Origin of the sequence: Enterobacter sp. T1-1 (assembly GCF_000710795.1) — a bacterium.
Classification (GTDB): Bacteria; Pseudomonadota; Gammaproteobacteria; order Enterobacterales; family Enterobacteriaceae; genus Enterobacter; species Enterobacter cloacae.
This window is the reverse complement of record NZ_JALW01000053.1, coordinates 46832-64497: the sequence shown is the minus strand read 5'-3', so window position 1 is coordinate 64497 and position 17666 is coordinate 46832. Positions and strand designations below refer to the sequence as shown.

13 protein-coding genes are annotated in these 17666 nt (G+C 55.9%); 9 read left to right on the top strand and 4 right to left on the bottom strand.

Annotated elements, in window-relative coordinates; translation table 11 throughout:
- Positions 1-51: 51 nt before the first annotated feature.
- Together sbcC and sbcD are read right to left on the bottom strand one after the other, a co-directional pair.
- Complete coding sequence (gene sbcC, locus AK59_RS0118000) at positions 52-3183, bottom strand: exonuclease subunit SbcC (RefSeq protein ID WP_029883418.1); 3132 nt, start codon at positions 3181-3183, stop codon at positions 52-54.
- Positions 3180-4385, bottom strand: a complete 1206-nt coding sequence (sbcD, locus tag AK59_RS0117995) for an exonuclease subunit SbcD (RefSeq protein WP_029883417.1) — start codon at positions 4383-4385, stop codon at positions 3180-3182. The genes sbcC and sbcD overlap by 4 nt, the downstream gene beginning before the upstream one ends.
- 187 nt (positions 4386-4572) lie before the next feature.
- Here sbcD and phoB point away from each other — a divergent pair, with 187 nt between their 5' ends.
- The 5 genes from phoB (at position 4573) to malZ (ending at position 11716) form a co-directional block, all read left to right on the top strand.
- Positions 4573-5262, top strand: coding sequence for a phosphate response regulator transcription factor PhoB (gene phoB / locus AK59_RS0117990; RefSeq protein ID WP_010428026.1), 690 nt, complete (start codon positions 4573-4575; stop codon positions 5260-5262).
- 21 nt (positions 5263-5283) lie between these two features.
- Positions 5284-6579 carry a phosphate regulon sensor histidine kinase PhoR gene (phoR, locus tag AK59_RS0117985; protein WP_029883416.1) on the top strand — a complete coding sequence of 432 codons (1296 nt, stop codon included), beginning with the start codon at positions 5284-5286 and terminating at the stop codon, positions 6577-6579.
- Between the two features lie 409 nt (positions 6580-6988).
- Positions 6989-8308 carry a branched-chain amino acid transporter carrier protein BrnQ gene (brnQ, locus tag AK59_RS0117980; protein WP_013095826.1) on the top strand — a complete coding sequence of 440 codons (1320 nt, stop codon included), beginning with the start codon at positions 6989-6991 and terminating at the stop codon, positions 8306-8308.
- An 81-nt stretch (positions 8309-8389) separates the two neighbouring features.
- On the top strand, positions 8390-9763 hold the full coding sequence (gene proY / locus AK59_RS0117975) for a proline-specific permease ProY (protein ID WP_020686369.1): 1374 nt from the start codon (positions 8390-8392) through the stop codon (positions 9761-9763).
- Between the two features lie 138 nt (positions 9764-9901).
- Positions 9902-11716 (top strand): maltodextrin glucosidase, encoded by a 1815-nt coding sequence (gene malZ / locus AK59_RS0117970; protein ID WP_029883415.1) that lies wholly within the window; start codon positions 9902-9904, stop codon positions 11714-11716.
- A gap of 55 nt (positions 11717-11771) precedes the next feature.
- On the opposite strand, the gene AK59_RS0117965 is transcribed toward malZ, so the two are convergent.
- Positions 11772-12374 carry a peroxiredoxin gene (locus AK59_RS0117965; RefSeq protein ID WP_013095829.1) on the bottom strand — a complete coding sequence of 201 codons (603 nt, stop codon included), beginning with the start codon at positions 12372-12374 and terminating at the stop codon, positions 11772-11774.
- A 127-nt stretch (positions 12375-12501) separates the two neighbouring features.
- A complete protein-coding gene (gene acpH, locus AK59_RS0117960) occupies positions 12502-13083 on the bottom strand; it encodes an ACP phosphodiesterase (protein WP_029883414.1) in 582 nt (193 codons plus the stop codon).
- Between the two features lie 92 nt (positions 13084-13175).
- Here acpH and queA point away from each other — a divergent pair, with 92 nt between their 5' ends.
- The 4 genes from queA to secD are packed head-to-tail and all read left to right on the top strand — an operon-like array spanning position 13176 to position 17659.
- The gene (gene queA / locus AK59_RS0117955; protein ID WP_029883413.1) at positions 13176-14246 is read left to right on the top strand and encodes a tRNA preQ1(34) S-adenosylmethionine ribosyltransferase-isomerase QueA; all 1071 of its coding nucleotides are present in this window, start codon (positions 13176-13178) and stop codon (positions 14244-14246) included.
- Positions 14247-14301: 55 nt separating this feature from the next.
- Positions 14302-15429 (top strand): tRNA guanosine(34) transglycosylase Tgt, encoded by a 1128-nt coding sequence (gene tgt / locus AK59_RS0117950; protein WP_029883412.1) that lies wholly within the window; start codon positions 14302-14304, stop codon positions 15427-15429.
- A gap of 22 nt (positions 15430-15451) precedes the next feature.
- Complete coding sequence (yajC, locus tag AK59_RS0117945) at positions 15452-15784, top strand: preprotein translocase subunit YajC (protein ID WP_000007630.1); 333 nt, start codon at positions 15452-15454, stop codon at positions 15782-15784.
- A gap of 27 nt (positions 15785-15811) precedes the next feature.
- The gene (gene secD, locus AK59_RS0117940; protein ID WP_071830016.1) at positions 15812-17659 is read left to right on the top strand and encodes a protein translocase subunit SecD; all 1848 of its coding nucleotides are present in this window, start codon (positions 15812-15814) and stop codon (positions 17657-17659) included.
- Positions 17660-17666: the final 7 nt, after the last annotated feature.

Genomic DNA, 17666 nt, shown 5'->3' with positions numbered 1-17666 from the left:
CCCTGTGGGAGAGGGCCAGGGTGAGGGCACCAGACCGCGCCGATCCGCCTTTCACTGCACCGCAAACTCCTTATCCAGCCTGCTATACCCCAGTCCATTAATCTTCTTCACTTTGATTTGCACCGGAATACGCTCCTTCATAGCCTCGACGTGGCTTATTACGCCGATGGTTTTCCCGGTGGCATTCAGCGCGTCGAGCGCATCCAGCGCGGTGTCCAGCGTCTCGCTGTCGAGCGTGCCGAAACCTTCATCCAGGAACAGCGAATCGATTCGCGTTTTGTGGCTCACCAGGTCGGAAAGTGCCAGCGCCAGCGCCAGACTGACGAGGAAGCTTTCGCCGCCAGAAAGCGTGCGGGTATCGCGTACGGCATCGGCCTGCCAGGTATCGACCACCTCCAGCTCCAGTGCGTCGCTGACTTTACGCTGCAGCAGATAGCGCCCGTGCAGGCGGTTAAGCTGCTGGTTAGCGAGCCAGACCAGATTATCCAGCGTCAGACCCTGGGCGAATTTACGGAACTTGTCGCCGGTGCTGGAGCCTATCAGCGCATTCAGATAACCCCAGTCCTCGGCCAGACGTGAGGCCTCGTCAATTTGCTGCATCAGCGCCAGCTGGTGCTGGCGGTTATCGCTGTCCTGCTTAAGCTGCTGGCGGATCTCCCCCTGATGAGTGGTGTTCTCGCGAAGCTGCTGCGCCAACTGCTGTAGCTGCGCATGCAGGGTTTGCGCGTCGGCGTCCAGCCCTTCCGGTCGCTGATGCTGGTGGGCCTGTAGCTGCTGTTCAGCCTGCCCGCTAAGCGCAATTGCCTGCTGAAGCTGGCTCTCCAGCGTCTGCTTGCGTTGTTCAAGACGGCGGATGGTCTCCTCATCCAGCAGCGCGGCGAGAAAGGCCTCGCGATCGGCGAAGCAGCTTGCCGCCAGCGCGGTGGCAAATTGCGCTGTGGCGTGCTGTAGCCGCTCGCTTTCCAGACTCTCCTGCTGCTGCAGGGTGGCAAGCTGGCTTTGCAGGGACAGGCATTCGTCATGGATCTCGCGCCAGTTCTCAGGAATGGCCGGTTCTGCCTCGGTGTCATCGCCTGCCGGAAGCGTGTCGAGCAGCGGTTTCAGGGTATTAATGCGCTCCTGAATCGCAGCATGCTGCGTCTGTTTTTCCTGCCACAGGTTGAATTCCGTTTCCCGGGCGTACAGCCAGGCGGTCTCTTCCCCCTCTTCAGGAACATGCAGCGACAGCGCGAGCAGGGCGTTTTCCAGTGCCTGACGCGTAGCCGACAGCTGCTGCTGGTACTGACGCTCCTGCGCTTGCTGTTCGTTAAGCTGGTTTTGCAGCGTCAGGCGCTGGCTGAGCTGATAGAGCTGACGTTCGTACTGTTCCTGTTCGTTCATCCATGGGGCGATATCTTCCTGAATATTCAATGAGATATTCAGGTCGGCGCAGACCTCCTGCCACTCTTTAGTGAGTGCTTGCTCTTCCTGAGAGAGCGTCTGCGCTTCGTCTGTTGCTCGCTGGATCTGCTGTGTCAGGGCATTGACCTGTCCCAGCACCAGCAGACCTTCCTCTTTAAGCGCGGCGACCTCTTTTTCCAGCGCGTCCCGGCGCCGCTGGTTATCGGTGAGTTCAAGCGCCTGATACGTCTCAATGGCGGGATGTTCACTGGAGCCGCACAGTGGGCAGGGTTTTCCGGCCTCAAGCTGCGAGCGGTAGCTTTCCAGCTTTTTGATCGTCGCTTCGCTTTCACACAATGCTTTCAAATCGACATAATGCTGGTTTTTTTCTTTGTACTGCTGGCGGCGCAGCGTCAGCGTTTCATTGAGTTTTACCTGCTCGGACTGCGCTTTTTGCCGGGTATCTGCGTTCTCTTGCAGCCGTTTTTGCAGCGGCTGATAGCGGGCATGAAGCGAGGTCAGGCGCTGGCGTAAAGGGCGTGACCGGGACTGTTGCTCCATTGCCGCTGCCACGTCATCCGCCGTCAGCGTCAGGGGGGGTTCCGGCATCCCGGCGAGCTTCTGACGTAATTCAACAATACGGGCTGCAAGCGTGGCAATCTGATGTTTATCGCGGTTCAACTGCGCAAAATGGGCGCGCCAGCCAGCAATCTCCTGGCCCCACACGCGGTAACGTTCATGCTCCGCCAGCCATGTTGCCTGGATCGTAAGGTCACTCTGCAATTGCGCATGGGTACGCAGCGCCGTATGACGGATGCGTGAGCGCTGCGCGGCTTTGGCCTGTAAGCGAGTATTTACTTCGACAATGCGCTGCTTTGTCTGCGCGAGGCGCGTGGTTTGTTCTTGCTGGCTATCCCACAGGGGGCGAAGCTGGGCGGCGGGCTGCGCAATCTGGAGCTTGGCCAGCTCAGGCGCGGCGTCGGTCAGCGCCTGCTGCGCCTGTTGTTGCAGGAGCATAACCCGCTGCTGCTCTCGAATAAGCTCGTCGTTGCGCGTCAGCCACTGAAAATCGCGCTGTTGGTTCTGCTGCTGAGTCAGCAGGGTTTTCTCTTCGTCAGTAAGTGCCTGCAAACTCTGCTGTAACTGCTGCTGTTGCGCTTCGCTCAGTAACACCACGCCTGCGGCCTGCGCCTCGCACATCTCAAGCGCGTTACGGGCGGCCTTATGTTTCTCGAACACCATCGTTGAGATCTGACCGTAGATCTCGGTGCCGGTCAGCTCTTCCAGCAGTTCGGCGCGATCGCCCGGTTTAGCGTTGAGGAAGGCGGCAAACTGCCCCTGGGAGAGCAACATTGAACGGGTAAAACGGCTATAATCCAGCCCGGTGAGCGCGGCGGTTTGCTCCAGTTTGTCCGTCACTTTATCTGCCAGAATTTTACCGTCTTCACAACGCGCCAGTTCAACGCGCGGTGCCTGCAGGTTTCCGTCTGGCTGATTGCGCGCGCGGTTCTGGCTCCAGAACGCACGATACGCTATGCCTTTTACCTCAAACTCCACCTCGGCAAGGCACTCGGCGGTATCGCGGGTCATCAGGTCGTTTTGTGCCTGGGAGACTTTTTGCAGACGCGGCGTTTCGTGGTAAAGGGCCAGACAGATGGCGTCGAGCAGGGTCGTTTTCCCGGCACCGGTCGCGCCGGTAATGGCGAACAGCCCGTTGCTGGCAAACGGCTCGGCGGTAAAGTCAATTTTCCACTCGCCCTTAAGGGAGTTGAGGTTTTTCAGACGCAGGCTCAGAATTTTCATGCGTTTTCTTCCTCATCGCTGAGCGCGTGCAGGGTATGAAGGAACAGCTCGTTAAGCCTTGCGCGCGTGGTGTCGTCAATCTCTTCCTGCGACAGTCGGCGTTCAAATACCTCTTCCACCCTCAGTTCGCTGAGCGTTTCACGCTGTGCACCCAGCAGAATTTTCTCGCGCTGTTCGCGGCTGCGGCGAACCAGTAAGACCTCGACGGGCAGATCTTCCGTCAACGCCTGAATTTTACGCTGCATATCATGCAGGTAGTCGTCGGTCGTGATTTCGATATCCAGCCAGATGGGCGGATTTTGCTCGACACCGCGCCACTGCTCCAGCTGAGCGGTAATCGCCGCCAGATCGCCCTTCAGCACCGCCAGCGGTTGGGTGACGGGGACCTCCAGCGACTCCACGGCACTGAGTTTGCCCTCATTAAAGCTCACCAGGTGCACACATTTGGCTTTGCCGGTCTCATCAAAACTGAGCGCAATGGGCGAGCCGCAGTAGCGAATGTGCTCGCAGCCGCCGATGACCTGCGCCCGGTGAATATGCCCGAGCGCGATATAATCCGCTGGCGGGAAATTTTGCGCCGGGAAGGCGTCCAGCGTACCAATATAGATGTCACGCACCGCGTCACTTTTACTGGCGCCGACGGTAGTAAGATGCCCGGTGGCAATCACCGGAATGGCCTGTTCGCCGCGCAGGGCGCAGGCGTCGGTATGTTGCTGGTGATAATAGTCCGTGATGCTCTGCAACAGATGCTGCTGCTTTTCACTGCCGGACATCCCCGCCTGGCTTTGCACGATATCGCGTGGGCGCAGGAAGGGCACCGGACACAGCACCGCTCCCGGTGTACCGTCACGTTTTTTCAGGATCTGCGGCGCATGACCGGCGCTGGCTACCACGGTCGTGTTAAGGAAGGCCAGGATATCGCGGGATTCATTCAGCGTTGCGACGGAGTCGTGGTTACCGGCGACAATCACCAGATGACAGCCGGTTTGTTGCAGATTTACCACGAAGCGGTTGTAGAGCTCACGCGCATAGCTTGGCGGCGAACCGGTATCGAAAATGTCACCCGCGACAATAATCGCGTCCACCTCGTGCGATCGGGCCGTGTCCAGCAGCCAGTTCAGGAACGCTTCATGCTCCGCTGCCCGGCTTTTGCTGTAAAAGTTTTGACCCAGATGCCAGTCCGAGGTGTGTAATATGCGCATAGCGAATCCGTGGCAAAAAAAGGGAAGGGGGATTATAAACTTTCAGAAGCTGGAAAATAACCGCTGTAATAAAACAACAGTTTGCCATTTTACGTGGTACTGTTTTTCATAAATCTGTCATAAATCTGACGCATAATGACGCCGCATTACAAACTTGTAACTTAAATAAGATAAGACAGGGCAAAGTATGGCGAGACGTATTCTGGTCGTAGAAGATGAAGCTCCAATTCGTGAAATGGTGTGCTTCGTGCTCGAACAAAATGGCTTCCAGCCGGTCGAAGCGGAAGATTATGACAGCGCGGTGAACCAGCTGAATGAACCCTGGCCCGATCTGATCCTGCTTGACTGGATGTTGCCTGGCGGCTCCGGACTGCAGTTTATCAAACACCTCAAGCGTGAAGCGATGACCCGCGATATCCCCGTTGTCATGCTTACCGCGCGCGGTGAAGAGGAAGATCGCGTGCGCGGCCTTGAGACCGGCGCGGATGATTACATTACCAAACCCTTCTCACCGAAAGAGCTGGTTGCCCGTATTAAAGCTGTGATGCGCCGTATTTCACCGATGGCGGTGGAAGAGGTCATTGAGATGCAGGGCCTGAGCCTTGATCCCACCTCGCACCGTGTTATGACGGGCGAAAATCCCCTCGACATGGGGCCTACCGAATTCAAACTCCTGCATTTCTTTATGACTCACCCGGAGCGTGTTTACAGCCGCGAGCAGTTGCTGAATAACGTCTGGGGAACTAACGTGTATGTCGAAGACCGGACGGTTGACGTACATATCCGCCGCCTGCGTAAAGCGCTGGAACTGAGCGGCCACGATCGCATGGTACAGACGGTCCGCGGCACGGGTTATCGTTTTTCTACCCGTTTCTGAACAATGACAGGAGTGTGACGCGTGCTGGAACGTCTGTCATGGAAAAGGCTCGTCTTTGAACTGATCTTATGTTGTATTCCGGCCTTCATTTTGGGGGCCTTTCTTGGATACCTGCCGTGGTTTCTGCTGGCGTCTGTGACCGGGCTGCTGATCTGGCATTTCTGGAACTTACTGCGCCTCTCCTGGTGGTTGTGGGTTGACAGAAGTATGACGCCTCCCCCAGGAAGCGGGAGCTGGGAGCCTCTGCTTTACGGCCTGCACCAGATGCAGATGCGTAATAAAAAGCGCCGTCGCGAGCTGGGAAGCCTGATTAAACGCTTTCGCAGCGGTGCGGAATCGCTGCCGGATGCGGTGATTCTGACCACGGAAGAGGGGACAATCTTCTGGTGTAACGGTCTCGCCCAACAGTTGCTGGGCCTGCGCTGGCCGGACGATAATGGCCAGAATATCCTCAACCTTCTGCGTTATCCGGAGTTCACGCAGTATCTGAAAAAACGTGATTTCACGCGTCCGCATAATCTGAAGCTCAACAATGGCCGCCATCTTGAAATACGTGTAATGCCCTACAGCGATCGGCAATGGCTGATGGTGGCGCGCGACGTCACCCAGATGCACCAGCTGGAAGGGGCACGACGCAACTTCTTCGCCAACGTGAGCCACGAGCTGCGCACGCCGCTGACGGTGCTGCAGGGCTATCTGGAGATGATGCAGGAGCAGACGCTTGAAGGGGCGCCGCGTGAGAAGGCGCTGCATACCATGCGCGAGCAGACGCACCGTATGGAAGGGCTGGTGAAACAGCTGCTGACGCTGTCGAAGATTGAGGCGGCTCCGACACTTGCCTTAAATGACACTATCGACGTACCGATGATGCTGCGGGTAGTGGAGCGCGAAGCGCAAACCTTAAGCCATAAAAAACATCATCTGACCTTTGACGTCGATAACAGTCTGAAGGTGCTCGGGAGCGAGGATGAACTGCGGAGTGCTATCTCTAATCTGGTCTATAACGCGGTTAATCATACCCCGGAAGGAACGGATATTATGGTGCGCTGGCAGCAGACACCAACGGGTGCCGAGTTTAGCGTTGAGGATAACGGGCCGGGCATTGCGCCTGAGCATCTTCCACGTCTGACCGAGCGGTTTTACCGGGTAGATAAAGCCCGTTCCCGGCAAACGGGGGGAAGCGGGCTGGGGCTGGCCATTGTGAAGCACGCGGTGAATCACCATGAAAGCCGCCTCGATATTCAAAGCACGCTGGGCAAAGGAACCCGTTTCAGTTTCGTTATACCGGAACGATTAATTGCCAAAAAGATCGCCTGACGGCGGGGGTGTCATTTTACCTTTCCACGGGCCAGCTATTGCTGGCCCGTTTGCTTTGCAGTAAAGCGAAACGCGAATGAATTTTATACGGCTGGTGCTTTTTTGTTCGCATGATTAGCCATGGCTTTTTCATGATATTAGCGAATTATTCTGGTTGGTATTTTCATGCTGGCATATTGTTCTGGTTTTACGATCCCTCCTTGCCTTTAAACGTTATAAGCGTTTAAATTGCCCCCCAGATACTGTCAGACCGACTGTATTTGCGTGGTAAATCGAAAAACTATTCTTCTCCACGCCAGGACGGGAGCATATCCCGCTGAAATTGAGCAAAATTTCCGCTGTATCGTCCCATTGGGGATGGCGAAAATCTCAATATATTCAACACCACATCCACAGGCAGTAAGGTTTTATGACCCATCACTTAAAATCGCGTGACATCATCGCGCTGGGCTTTATGACATTTGCGCTGTTCGTTGGCGCAGGCAACATCATTTTTCCCCCAATGGTTGGCTTACAGGCGGGTGAACACGTCTGGACAGCAGCATTTGGTTTCCTGATTACTGCCGTGGGCCTGCCGGTGTTGACCGTGGTTGCGCTGGCGAAAGTTGGCGGCGGCGTTGATAGCCTCAGCACCCCAATTGGTAAAGTGGCTGGCGTCCTGCTGGCAACGGTGTGTTATCTGGCCGTTGGCCCGCTGTTTGCGACCCCGCGTACCGCGACAGTCTCCTTCGAAGTGGGGATTGCGCCACTGACCGGTGACGGTGCGATGCCGCTGTTTATCTACAGTCTGGTTTACTTCGCTATTGTGATTCTGGTCTCCCTCTATCCGGGAAAACTGCTGGATACCGTGGGTAACTTCCTGGCTCCACTCAAAATTATCGCGCTGATCGTGCTGGCGGTTGCGGCCATTATCTGGCCTGCGGGTCCTATCAGCAGCGCGATGGATGCCTATCAAAACGCGGCCTTCTCTAACGGATTTGTGAACGGCTATCTGACCATGGATACGCTGGGCGCGATGGTGTTTGGTATCGTTATCGTGAACGCTGCCCGTTCTCGTGGCGTAACCGAAGCGCGTCTGCTGACCCGCTATACCATCTGGGCTGGTCTGATGGCCGGTGTGGGCCTGACGCTGCTCTATCTGGCGCTGTTCCGCCTGGGTTCCGATAGCGCCACGCTGGTCGATCAGAACGCGAATGGTGCGGCAATTCTGCACGCTTACGTCCAGCACACCTTTGGCGGTGCGGGCAGCATGCTGCTGGCGGCCCTGATCTTCCTGGCCTGTCTGGTGACGGCGGTTGGCCTGACCTGTGCCTGTGCGGAGTTCTTTGCGCAGTATCTGCCACTCTCTTACCGCACGCTGGTATTCATCCTCGGCATCTTCTCCATGGCGGTGTCTAACCTCGGTCTGAGCCATCTGATTCAGGTCTCCATTCCGGTGCTGACGGCCATCTATCCGCCGTGTATCGTGCTGGTGGTGTTGAGCTTTACGCGCCCGTGGTGGAACAACTCCTCGCGAATTATTGCGCCAGCCATGTTTATCAGCCTGATTTTTGGTATCCTTGACGGGATTAAAGCATCAGCGTTTGCTCACATCCTGCCAGCCTGGACACAGCGTCTGCCGCTGTCTGAGCAAGGTCTGGCCTGGCTGATGCCTACCGTTGTTGCACTGGTTCTGGCCATTATCTGGGACCGTGCTGCAGGGCGTCAGGTCGCATCGAACGCCCATTAATCAACGGCAACAAACTGTTTAACCACGGGGCTTAAGGCCCCGTGGTTTTTTGTTTTTTTCGTGTTGAATGGCAAGATTTAAATGGAAAGCACTAACAAACTCAAACGTGGACTGAGCACGCGCCACATTCGCTTTATGGCGCTCGGCTCCGCTATCGGTACCGGTCTTTTTTATGGCTCGGCAGATGCCATCAAAATGGCCGGTCCAAGCGTTCTGCTGGCCTACATCATCGGCGGCGTGGCGGCGTATATCATCATGCGTGCGCTGGGAGAGATGTCGGTTCATAACCCTTCAGCCAGTTCATTCTCGCGCTATGCGCAGGAGAATTTAGGCCCGCTGGCCGGGTTTATCACCGGCTGGACCTACTGCTTCGAAATTCTGATTGTGGCCATTGCCGACGTCACCGCCTTTGGCATCTACATGGGCGTCTGGTTCCCGGCGGTTCCGCACTGGATTTGGGTGTTGAGCGTGGTGCTGATTATCTGCGCCGTCAACCTGATGAGCGTGAAGGTCTTTGGAGAACTGGAGTTCTGGTTCTCCTTCTTCAAGGTTGCCACCATCATCATCATGATTGTGGCCGGTTTCGGCATCATCATCTGGGGGATCGGTAACGGGGGCCAGCCAACCGGTATTCATAACCTCTGGAGCAACGGTGGCTTCTTCAGCAACGGCTGGCTCGGCATGGTGATGTCGCTCCAGATGGTGATGTTTGCCTACGGCGGGATTGAGATTATCGGGATCACCGCCGGGGAAGCCAAAGACCCGGAGAAATCCATTCCACGCGCCATCAACTCGGTGCCGATGCGTATTCTGGTGTTCTATGTGGGTACGCTGTTCGTCATTATGTCTATCTATCCGTGGAACCAGGTGGGGACCAACGGTAGCCCGTTTGTGCTGACCTTCCAGCATATGGGCATCGCCTTTGCGGCCAGCATCCTGAACTTTGTGGTCCTGACCGCGTCGCTGTCAGCGATCAACAGTGACGTCTTTGGCGTGGGCCGCATGCTGCACGGCATGGCAGAGCAGGGCAGTGCGCCAAAGGTCTTTGCCAAAACCTCCCGTCGCGGCACGCCGTGGGTGACGGTTATGGTGATGACCGTTGCGCTGCTGCTGTCGGTCTACCTGAACTACATCATGCCGGAAAACGTCTTCCTGGTGATCGCTTCTCTGGCGACCTTCGCGACCGTGTGGGTGTGGATCATGATCCTGCTGTCACAGATTGCGTTCCGCCGCCGTCTGTCCCCTGAGGAGGCAAAAGCGCTGAAGTTTAAAGTGCCAGGCGGGGTAGCGACGACCGTCGTTGGGCTGATCTTCCTGGTGTTTATCATCGGCCTGATTGGCTACCATCCTGATACCCGTATTTCCCTCTACGTAGGCTGTGCGTGGATCGTACTGCTGCTGGTGGGTTGGGTGTTTAAATGCCGCCGCGACCGTCAGCTGGCGCAGGCGCAGTAATATTTTATGCCCTCTCCCTGTGGGAGAGGGAATTTTGTCTCCTCCTCCTTTCTCCTCCCCCAATAAATCACGTCATGGTGAGCTAACCTTAATCACCCTGTGGCAAGGTGACGTCAATTTCATCAAAGGGGATTCGTGATGTTAAACGCCTGGCACCTTCCGGTTGCCCCATTTGTTAAGCAAAACAAAGACAACCTTGTGATTACGCTCTGGCTGGCGGGGGAAAATCAGCCTGAACGCGTGACGCTACGCGCTGAAGTCGATAATGAAGAAACCACGCTGAAAATGCACAAGCAGCGCAGCCAGCCGCAGCCTGGCGTAACGGCATGGCGGGCAAACATCGACTTGCGTAGCGGCCAGCCGCGCCGACGCTATAGTTTTAAGCTGCTCTGGAATAACCGCCAGCTGTGGTTTACCCCGCAGGGATTTAGCCGTTTTCCTCCGGCGCGGCTGGAGCAGTTTGCCGTCGATTACCCGGACGCTGGCCCGCAGTGGGTTAACGATCAGGTCTTCTATCAGATCTTCCCGGATCGCTTTGCGCGCAGCGAAACGCGCACCGCCGGGCAGGATAAGGTCTATTATCACCACGCCGCAGGACACGACATTATCCTGAAAGAATGGGATGAGCCGTTAACCGCGCAGGCGGGCGGCTCGACGTTCTACGGCGGCGATCTTGACGGCATCAGCGAAAAGCTACCGTATCTGAAGAAGCTGGGCGTGACGGCGCTCTACCTTAACCCGGTGTTTAAAGCACCGAGCGTGCATAAATACGATACCGCCGATTATCGCCACGTTGACCCGCAGTTTGGCGGTGATGACGCGCTGCTTCGTCTGCGTAAAAATACGCAAAAAGAGGGCATGCGTCTGATTCTGGACGGCGTGTTCAACCACAGCGGCGACTCACACGCGTGGTTTGACCGTCATAACCAGTCGATGGGCGGGGCGTGCCATAACCCGGATTCACCCCAGCGCGACTGGTACAGCTTCAACGAGGAGGGTCGCGCGCTGGACTGGCTGGGCTATCCGAGCCTGCCGAAGCTGGATTTCCAGTCGCCAACGCTGGTGAACGAGATTTACGGCGGTGAAAACAGCATTGTGCGCCACTGGTTGAGTGAGCCATGGAATATGGATGGCTGGCGTCTTGACGTGGTGCATATGCTCGGTGAAGCGGGCGGGGCGCGTAATAACCTTCAGCACGTCGCCGGGATCACCCGTGCAGCAAAAGCCGCGCAGCCGGAGGCGTTCGTGTTTGGCGAACATTTTGGCGATGCGCGCCAGTGGCTGCAGGCGGACGCGGAAGATGCGGCAATGAACTATCGCGGTTTTACCTTCCCGCTGTGGGGATTCCTTGCTAACACCGATATTTCCTACGATCCGCAGCATATTGATGCGGAAACCTGCATGGCGTGGATGGATAACTACCGCGCCAGTCTTTCGCATCAGCAGCAGTTACGGATGTTTAACCAGCTGGACAGCCATGACACCGCGCGATTTAAATCCCTGCTCGGTAAGGATATCGCGCGCCTGCCGCTGGCGGTGACCTGGCTCTTTACCTGGCCGGGCGTGCCGTGCATCTATTACGGCGATGAGGTGGGGCTGGACGGGAACAACGATCCGTTCTGCCGCAAAACCTTCCCATGGGATCCGGCGAAGCAGGACAACGTGCTGTTCAGCCTGTATCAGCGGCTGGCGAAACTGCGTAAGCAGAGCCAGGCGCTGCGCTACGGTGGTTGTCAGGTGGTTTATGCCCACGACAACGTGGTGGTGTTTGTCCGCGTCTATAACCAGCAGCGCGTGCTGGTAGCCATCAACCGGGGCGAGGCGTGCGAAGTGGTGCTGGATGACTCTCCGCTGCTTAACGTGAGCGCGTGGCAGCTAAAAGAGGGGAAAGGGAGCGTGCAGGAGGGGATCCTCTCCCTGCCGGCGATTTCTGCTTCCGTCTGGGTTGGCTGACGGCGTGATAACAAAAAGGCCCGCATAAGCGGGCCTTTTTCGTAAACCGTGCCGATTACAGGCTGGATACGTTCTCGGACAGGTATTTCGCAACGCCGTCTGGGGACGCAGACATACCTTCTTTACCTTTTTCCCACTGAGCCGGGCACACTTCACCGTGCTCTTCGTGGAACTGCAGCGCGTCAACCATACGCAGCATTTCGTCGATGTTACGACCCAGCGGCAGATCGTTCACAACCTGGTGACGCACGATGCCGTTTGCGTCGATCAGGAAGGAGCCACGCAGCGCAACGCCAGCGTCCGGATGTTCGATACCGTAAGCCTGCTGGATTTCGCGTTTGATGTCCGCAACCATTGCGTATTTCACCGCACCGATGCCGCCTTTGTCGACAGGGGTGTTACGCCATGCGTTGTGTACAAACTCAGAGTCGAAGGAGACGCCAACCACTTCTACGCCACGCTTCTGGAATTCTTCATAACGTTTGTCGAACGCGATCAGCTCAGACGGGCAAACGAAAGTGAAGTCCATTGGCCAGAAGAACAGAACGGTCGCTTTACCGTTGGTGTGCTGTTTGAAGTTGAAGTTTTCAACGATTTCACCGTTGCCCAGAACTGCTGCAGCTGTAAAATCCGGAGCCGGACGAGTTACCAGAACCATATGATTCTCCTGTAGATACTAAGGTTATTTGGAACGCAACGCGAGCCAGTATAGAGAGTGTTCATGGATAAGACAAAGAGGTGGTGACAATCGTTCCGCCAGCTTTTACCTATCAATGCGAATTCTGTCAGAGCTGTTTGTTTTTCGCCTGCGTCATCATTCGCGGGTAAAACTGCCAGAAACGCGTTTCCAGCGCATCGTAATGTTCGTCCAGGTCATGCCATGAGTCGCGTAGTGCATCCAGCCGCGGTCGGCGGCTCGCCATCCCATTTAACACATTCTGGATGAAGTCCATCTCGCGATAGCGCTCCAGCCAGCGTTCCGACCACAGGTAATTATTCAGATTCACAAAGCGCGGCGGCGAGTCAGGCAGAATGAGCGACACCTGCTGGTGAGCATAATGCACAAAATCCGGCAATGGCATCTCCGGCGACAGCTGCTCCCAGTGGCGCGACAGGAAATGGTCCCACATGACATCAAGCGAGATTGGCGCAACGCGGCGCGTTTCGGGGCGAAACCACGCTTTGGCCTCGGTTACTTCTGGCAGATTATCCGTCATGACATCGATACGACGATGCATAAAAATCCCGTCGACAACCTCAGCGGGCCAGGTCTCGGCGGGGTTGCCGCGGACGAAATCGGCCAGCAAATTGCCGGAAAGGGAGCTGTCAGCGAGGTGAGCGAGGTGCAGGTGAGCGAGAAAATTCATGCGTTTTATTTGTCCGGGGGCGGCTAGTTGTTGCAGCAAAAGGGTGTGAGCACTAGACTATGCCGCCTGTTTTTAAGTCACGAGTATACGTCATGCGCGTCGCCGATTTCTCCTTTGAACTACCTGAATCCCTGATTGCTCACTATCCAATGCCTGAGCGCAGTAGCTGTCGCTTGCTGTCACTGGACGGGCCAACGGGCGAGCTGACGCACGGTACTTTCACCGATCTGCTCGACAAGCTCAACCCTGGCGATCTGCTGGTCTTTAACAATACCCGCGTGATCCCGGCGCGTCTGTTTGGCCGCAAGGCCAGCGGCGGCAAGATTGAAGTGCTGGTCGAACGTATGCTCGATGATAAACGTATTCTGGCACATATTCGCGCCTCTAAAGCACCTAAACCGGGTGCCGAACTGCTGCTGGGCGATGACGAGAGCATCAAAGCAACTATGACCGCGCGCCACGACGCGCTGTTTGAAGTGGAGTTCAACGATGAGCGCACGGTGCTGGATATTCTCAACGCCATCGGCCACATGCCTTTGCCGCCGTACATTGAGCGCCCGGATGAAGAGGCCGATCGTGAGCTCTACCAGACCGTCTACAGCCAGAAGCCTGGCGCGGTAGCGGCGCCGACGGCGGGTCTGCACTTTGACGAACCGCTGCTGGAAAAATTACGCGCGAAAGGCGTGGAGATGGCGTTTGTGACGCTGCACGTCGGCGCGGGCACCTTCCAGCCGGTGCGGGTAGACAGCATTGAAGATCACATCATGCACTCTGAGTATGCTGAAGTGCCGCAGGAGGTTGTTGATGCGGTTCTGGCGGCAAAAGCGCGCGGCAGCCGCGTTGTTGCGGTAGGCACCACCTCCGTACGTTCACTGGAGAGCGCTGCCCAGGCGGCTCAAAAAGATCTGATCGAGCCATTCTTTGGCGATACGCAGATCTTTATCTATCCGGGCTATCAGTACAAAGTCATCGATGCACTGGTGACCAATTTCCATCTGCCTGAATCAACGCTGATTATGCTGGTCTCCGCCTTTGCGGGGTATCAGCACACCATGGCGGCATACAAGTCTGCGGTAGAACAAAAATATCGCTTTTTTAGCTACGGGGACGCGATGTTTATCACGTACAATCCGCTGGCTTTGAATGAGCGTGTCGGGGAATAAGTCCGCGGCACCGGAATAATGTGTTGGACTGTTTTTCTGGCACAGAGGAATAAAAATGAAATTTGAACTCGATACCACCGATGGCCGCGCGCGTCGCGGTCGCCTGGTGTTTGATCGCGGCGTGGTGGAAACCCCCGCGTTTATGCCTGTGGGGACTTACGGCACCGTAAAAGGGATGACGCCGGAAGAAGTAGAAGCCACTGGCGCCCAGATTATCCTCGGTAATACCTTCCACCTGTGGCTGCGTCCTGGTCAGGAGATCATGAAGCTTCACGGCGATCTGCATGACTTCATGCAGTGGAAAGGCCCGATCCTGACCGATTCTGGCGGTTTCCAGGTCTTCAGCCTGGGTGATATTCGCAAGATCACCGAGGAGGGCGTCCACTTCCGTAACCCGATCAACGGCGATCCGATTTTCCTCGATCCTGAAAAGTCTATGGAGATTCAGTACGATCTCGGCTCTGACATCGTGATGATCTTCGACGAATGTACGCCATACCCGGCGGACTGGGATTACGCTAAACGTTCCATGGAGATGTCGCTGCGCTGGGCGAAGCGTAGCCGCAACCGTTTTGACTCCCTGCAGAACAAAAATGCGCTGTTCGGCATTATCCAGGGCAGTGTTTACGAAGATTTACGCGATATCTCTGTTAAAGGTCTGGTAGAGATAGGTTTTGATGGCTACGCTGTCGGCGGTTTAGCTGTGGGTGAGCCGAAGAAAGACATGCACCGTATTCTGGAACATGTCTGCCCGCAAATCCCGGCGGATAAACCCCGTTACCTGATGGGTGTGGGTAAGCCAGAAGACCTGGTTGAAGGTGTGCGCCGCGGCATCGATATGTTCGACTGCGTCATGCCAACCCGTAACGCACGTAACGGTCATCTGTTTGTTACCGATGGCGTGGTGAAAATCCGTAACGCGAAGCATAAGAGTGACACCAGTCCGCTCGATGCCGAGTGCGATTGCTACACCTGTCGCAATTATTCTCGCGCGTATTTGCATCATCTCGATCGTTGCAATGAGATTTTGGGCGCGCGTCTCAATACCATTCATAACCTTCGCTATTATCAGCGCTTAATGGCTGGTTTACGCAAGGCTATCGAAGAGGGTAAATTAGAGAGCTTCGTGACCGATTTTTACCAACGTCAGGGTCGAACCGTTCCACCTTTGAACGTTGATTAATATTAATAATGAGGGAATTTGAATGAGCTTTTTTATTTCTGATGCGGTAGCGGCAACAGGTGCTCCAGCGCAGGGCAGCCCGATGTCTCTGATTCTGATGCTGGTTGTGTTCGGTCTGATCTTCTACTTCATGATCCTGCGCCCACAGCAGAAGCGTACCAAAGAGCACAAAAAGCTGATGGACTCCATCGCGAAAGGTGATGAAGTCCTGACTAACGGTGGCCTGGTCGGTCGCGTAACCAAAGTGGCTGAAAGTGGCTACATTGCTATCGCCCTGAACGACACCACTGAAGTGGTTATCAAACGTGACTTCGTAGCTGCCGTTCTGCCGAAAGGCACCATGAAGGCGCTGTAATCCCAACTTTTCCCAAAGGGAACTGCCGTGTTAAACCGTTATCCTTTGTGGAAGTACATCATGCTGGTCGTCGTGATTCTCGTCGGCCTGCTGTACGCGCTTCCCAACCTGTATGGTGAGGATCCGGCTGTTCAAATCACTGGCGCGCGCGGTGTCGCCGCCAGTGAGCAAACGCTGATCCAGGTCCAGAAAACGTTACAAGAAGAAAAAATTACCGCTAAGTCTGTGGCTCTGGAAGAGGGCGCAATTCTTGCTCGCTTCGACACCACCGACACGCAGCTCCGCGCTCGTGAAGCGCTGATGGGCGTGCTGGGTGATAAATACGTCGTGGCGCTTAACCTTGCTCCTGCTACCCCACGTTGGCTGGCTGCGCTGAGCGCAGAGCCAATGAAACTCGGTCTTGACCTCCGTGGCGGCGTGCACTTCCTGATGGAAGTGGATATGGATACCGCGCTGGGCAAACTGCAGGAACAGAATATCGATAGCCTGCGCAGCGATCTGCGTGAAAAAGGCATCGCGTATACCACCGTTCGTAAAGAAGATAACTACGGTATGAGCATCACGTTCCGCGACAGTGCGGCGCGCGATCAGGCTGTAGATTACCTGACCCAACGTCACCGTGACCTGGTGATCACCGCTCAGGGCAGCAACCAGCTGCGCGCGGTAATGACCGACGCCCGTCTGAAAGAAGCGCGTGAATATGCCGTTCAGCAGAACATCAACATTCTGCGCAACCGTGTAAACCAACTGGGCGTGGCTGAACCGCTGGTGCAGCGTCAGGGTGCTGACCGTATCGTTGTAGAACTGCCGGGTATTCAGGACACCGCGCGCGCGAAAGAGATTCTGGGCGCCACTGCAACGCTGGAATTCCGTCTGGTGAACACCAACGTTGACCAGTCTGCTGCCGCTTCTGGCCGTATTCCGGGTGACTCGGAAGTGAAAGAGACCCGCGAAGGTCAGCCTGTTGTGCTGTACAAACGCGTGATCCTGACCGGTGACCATATCACCGACTCCACCTCCAGCCAGGACGAGTACAACCAGCCGCAGGTTAACATCTCGCTGGACAGCGCGGGTGGTAACATCATGTCTAACTTCACCAAGGACAACATCGGTAAACCGATGGCAACCCTGTTCGTGGAGTACAAAGACAGCGGTAAGAAAGACGCTAACGGCCGTGCGGTGCTGGTGAAAGAGGAAGAGGTGATTAACATCGCCAATATCCAGTCTCGTCTGGGTAACAGCTTCCGTATCACTGGTATCAACAACCCGAACGAAGCGCGTCAGCTCTCTCTGCTGCTGCGTGCCGGTGCGCTGATTGCGCCAATTCAGATTGTTGAAGAACGTACCATTGGTCCAACTCTGGGTATGCAAAACATCCAGCAGGGCCTGGAAGCGTGTCTGGCCGGTCTGGCGGTCTCTATCCTCTTCATGATCTTCTTCTATAAGAAGTTTGGTCTGATTGCCACCTCCGCGCTGATCGCGAACCTGGTGCTGATCATCGGCATTATGTCCCTGCTGCCAGGGGCGACGCTGACCATGCCGGGGATTGCGGGTATCGTTCTGACCCTTGCGGTGGCGGTCGACGCCAACGTACTGATTAACGAACGTATCAAAGAAGAGTTGAGCAACGGTCGCTCTGTTCAGCAGGCGATTGATGAAGGCTATAAAGGCGCGTTCAGCTCCATCTTCGATGCGAACGTAACAACACTGATCAAGGTTCTTATCCTGTATGCAGTGGGGACTGGCGCAATCAAAGGCTTTGCGATTACCACCGGTATCGGTGTTGCAACGTCAATGTTTACTGCTATTGTCGGCACCCGTGCCATCGTGAACCTGCTGTACGGCGGCAAGCGCGTCAAAAAGCTGTCTATCTGAGGAGTGC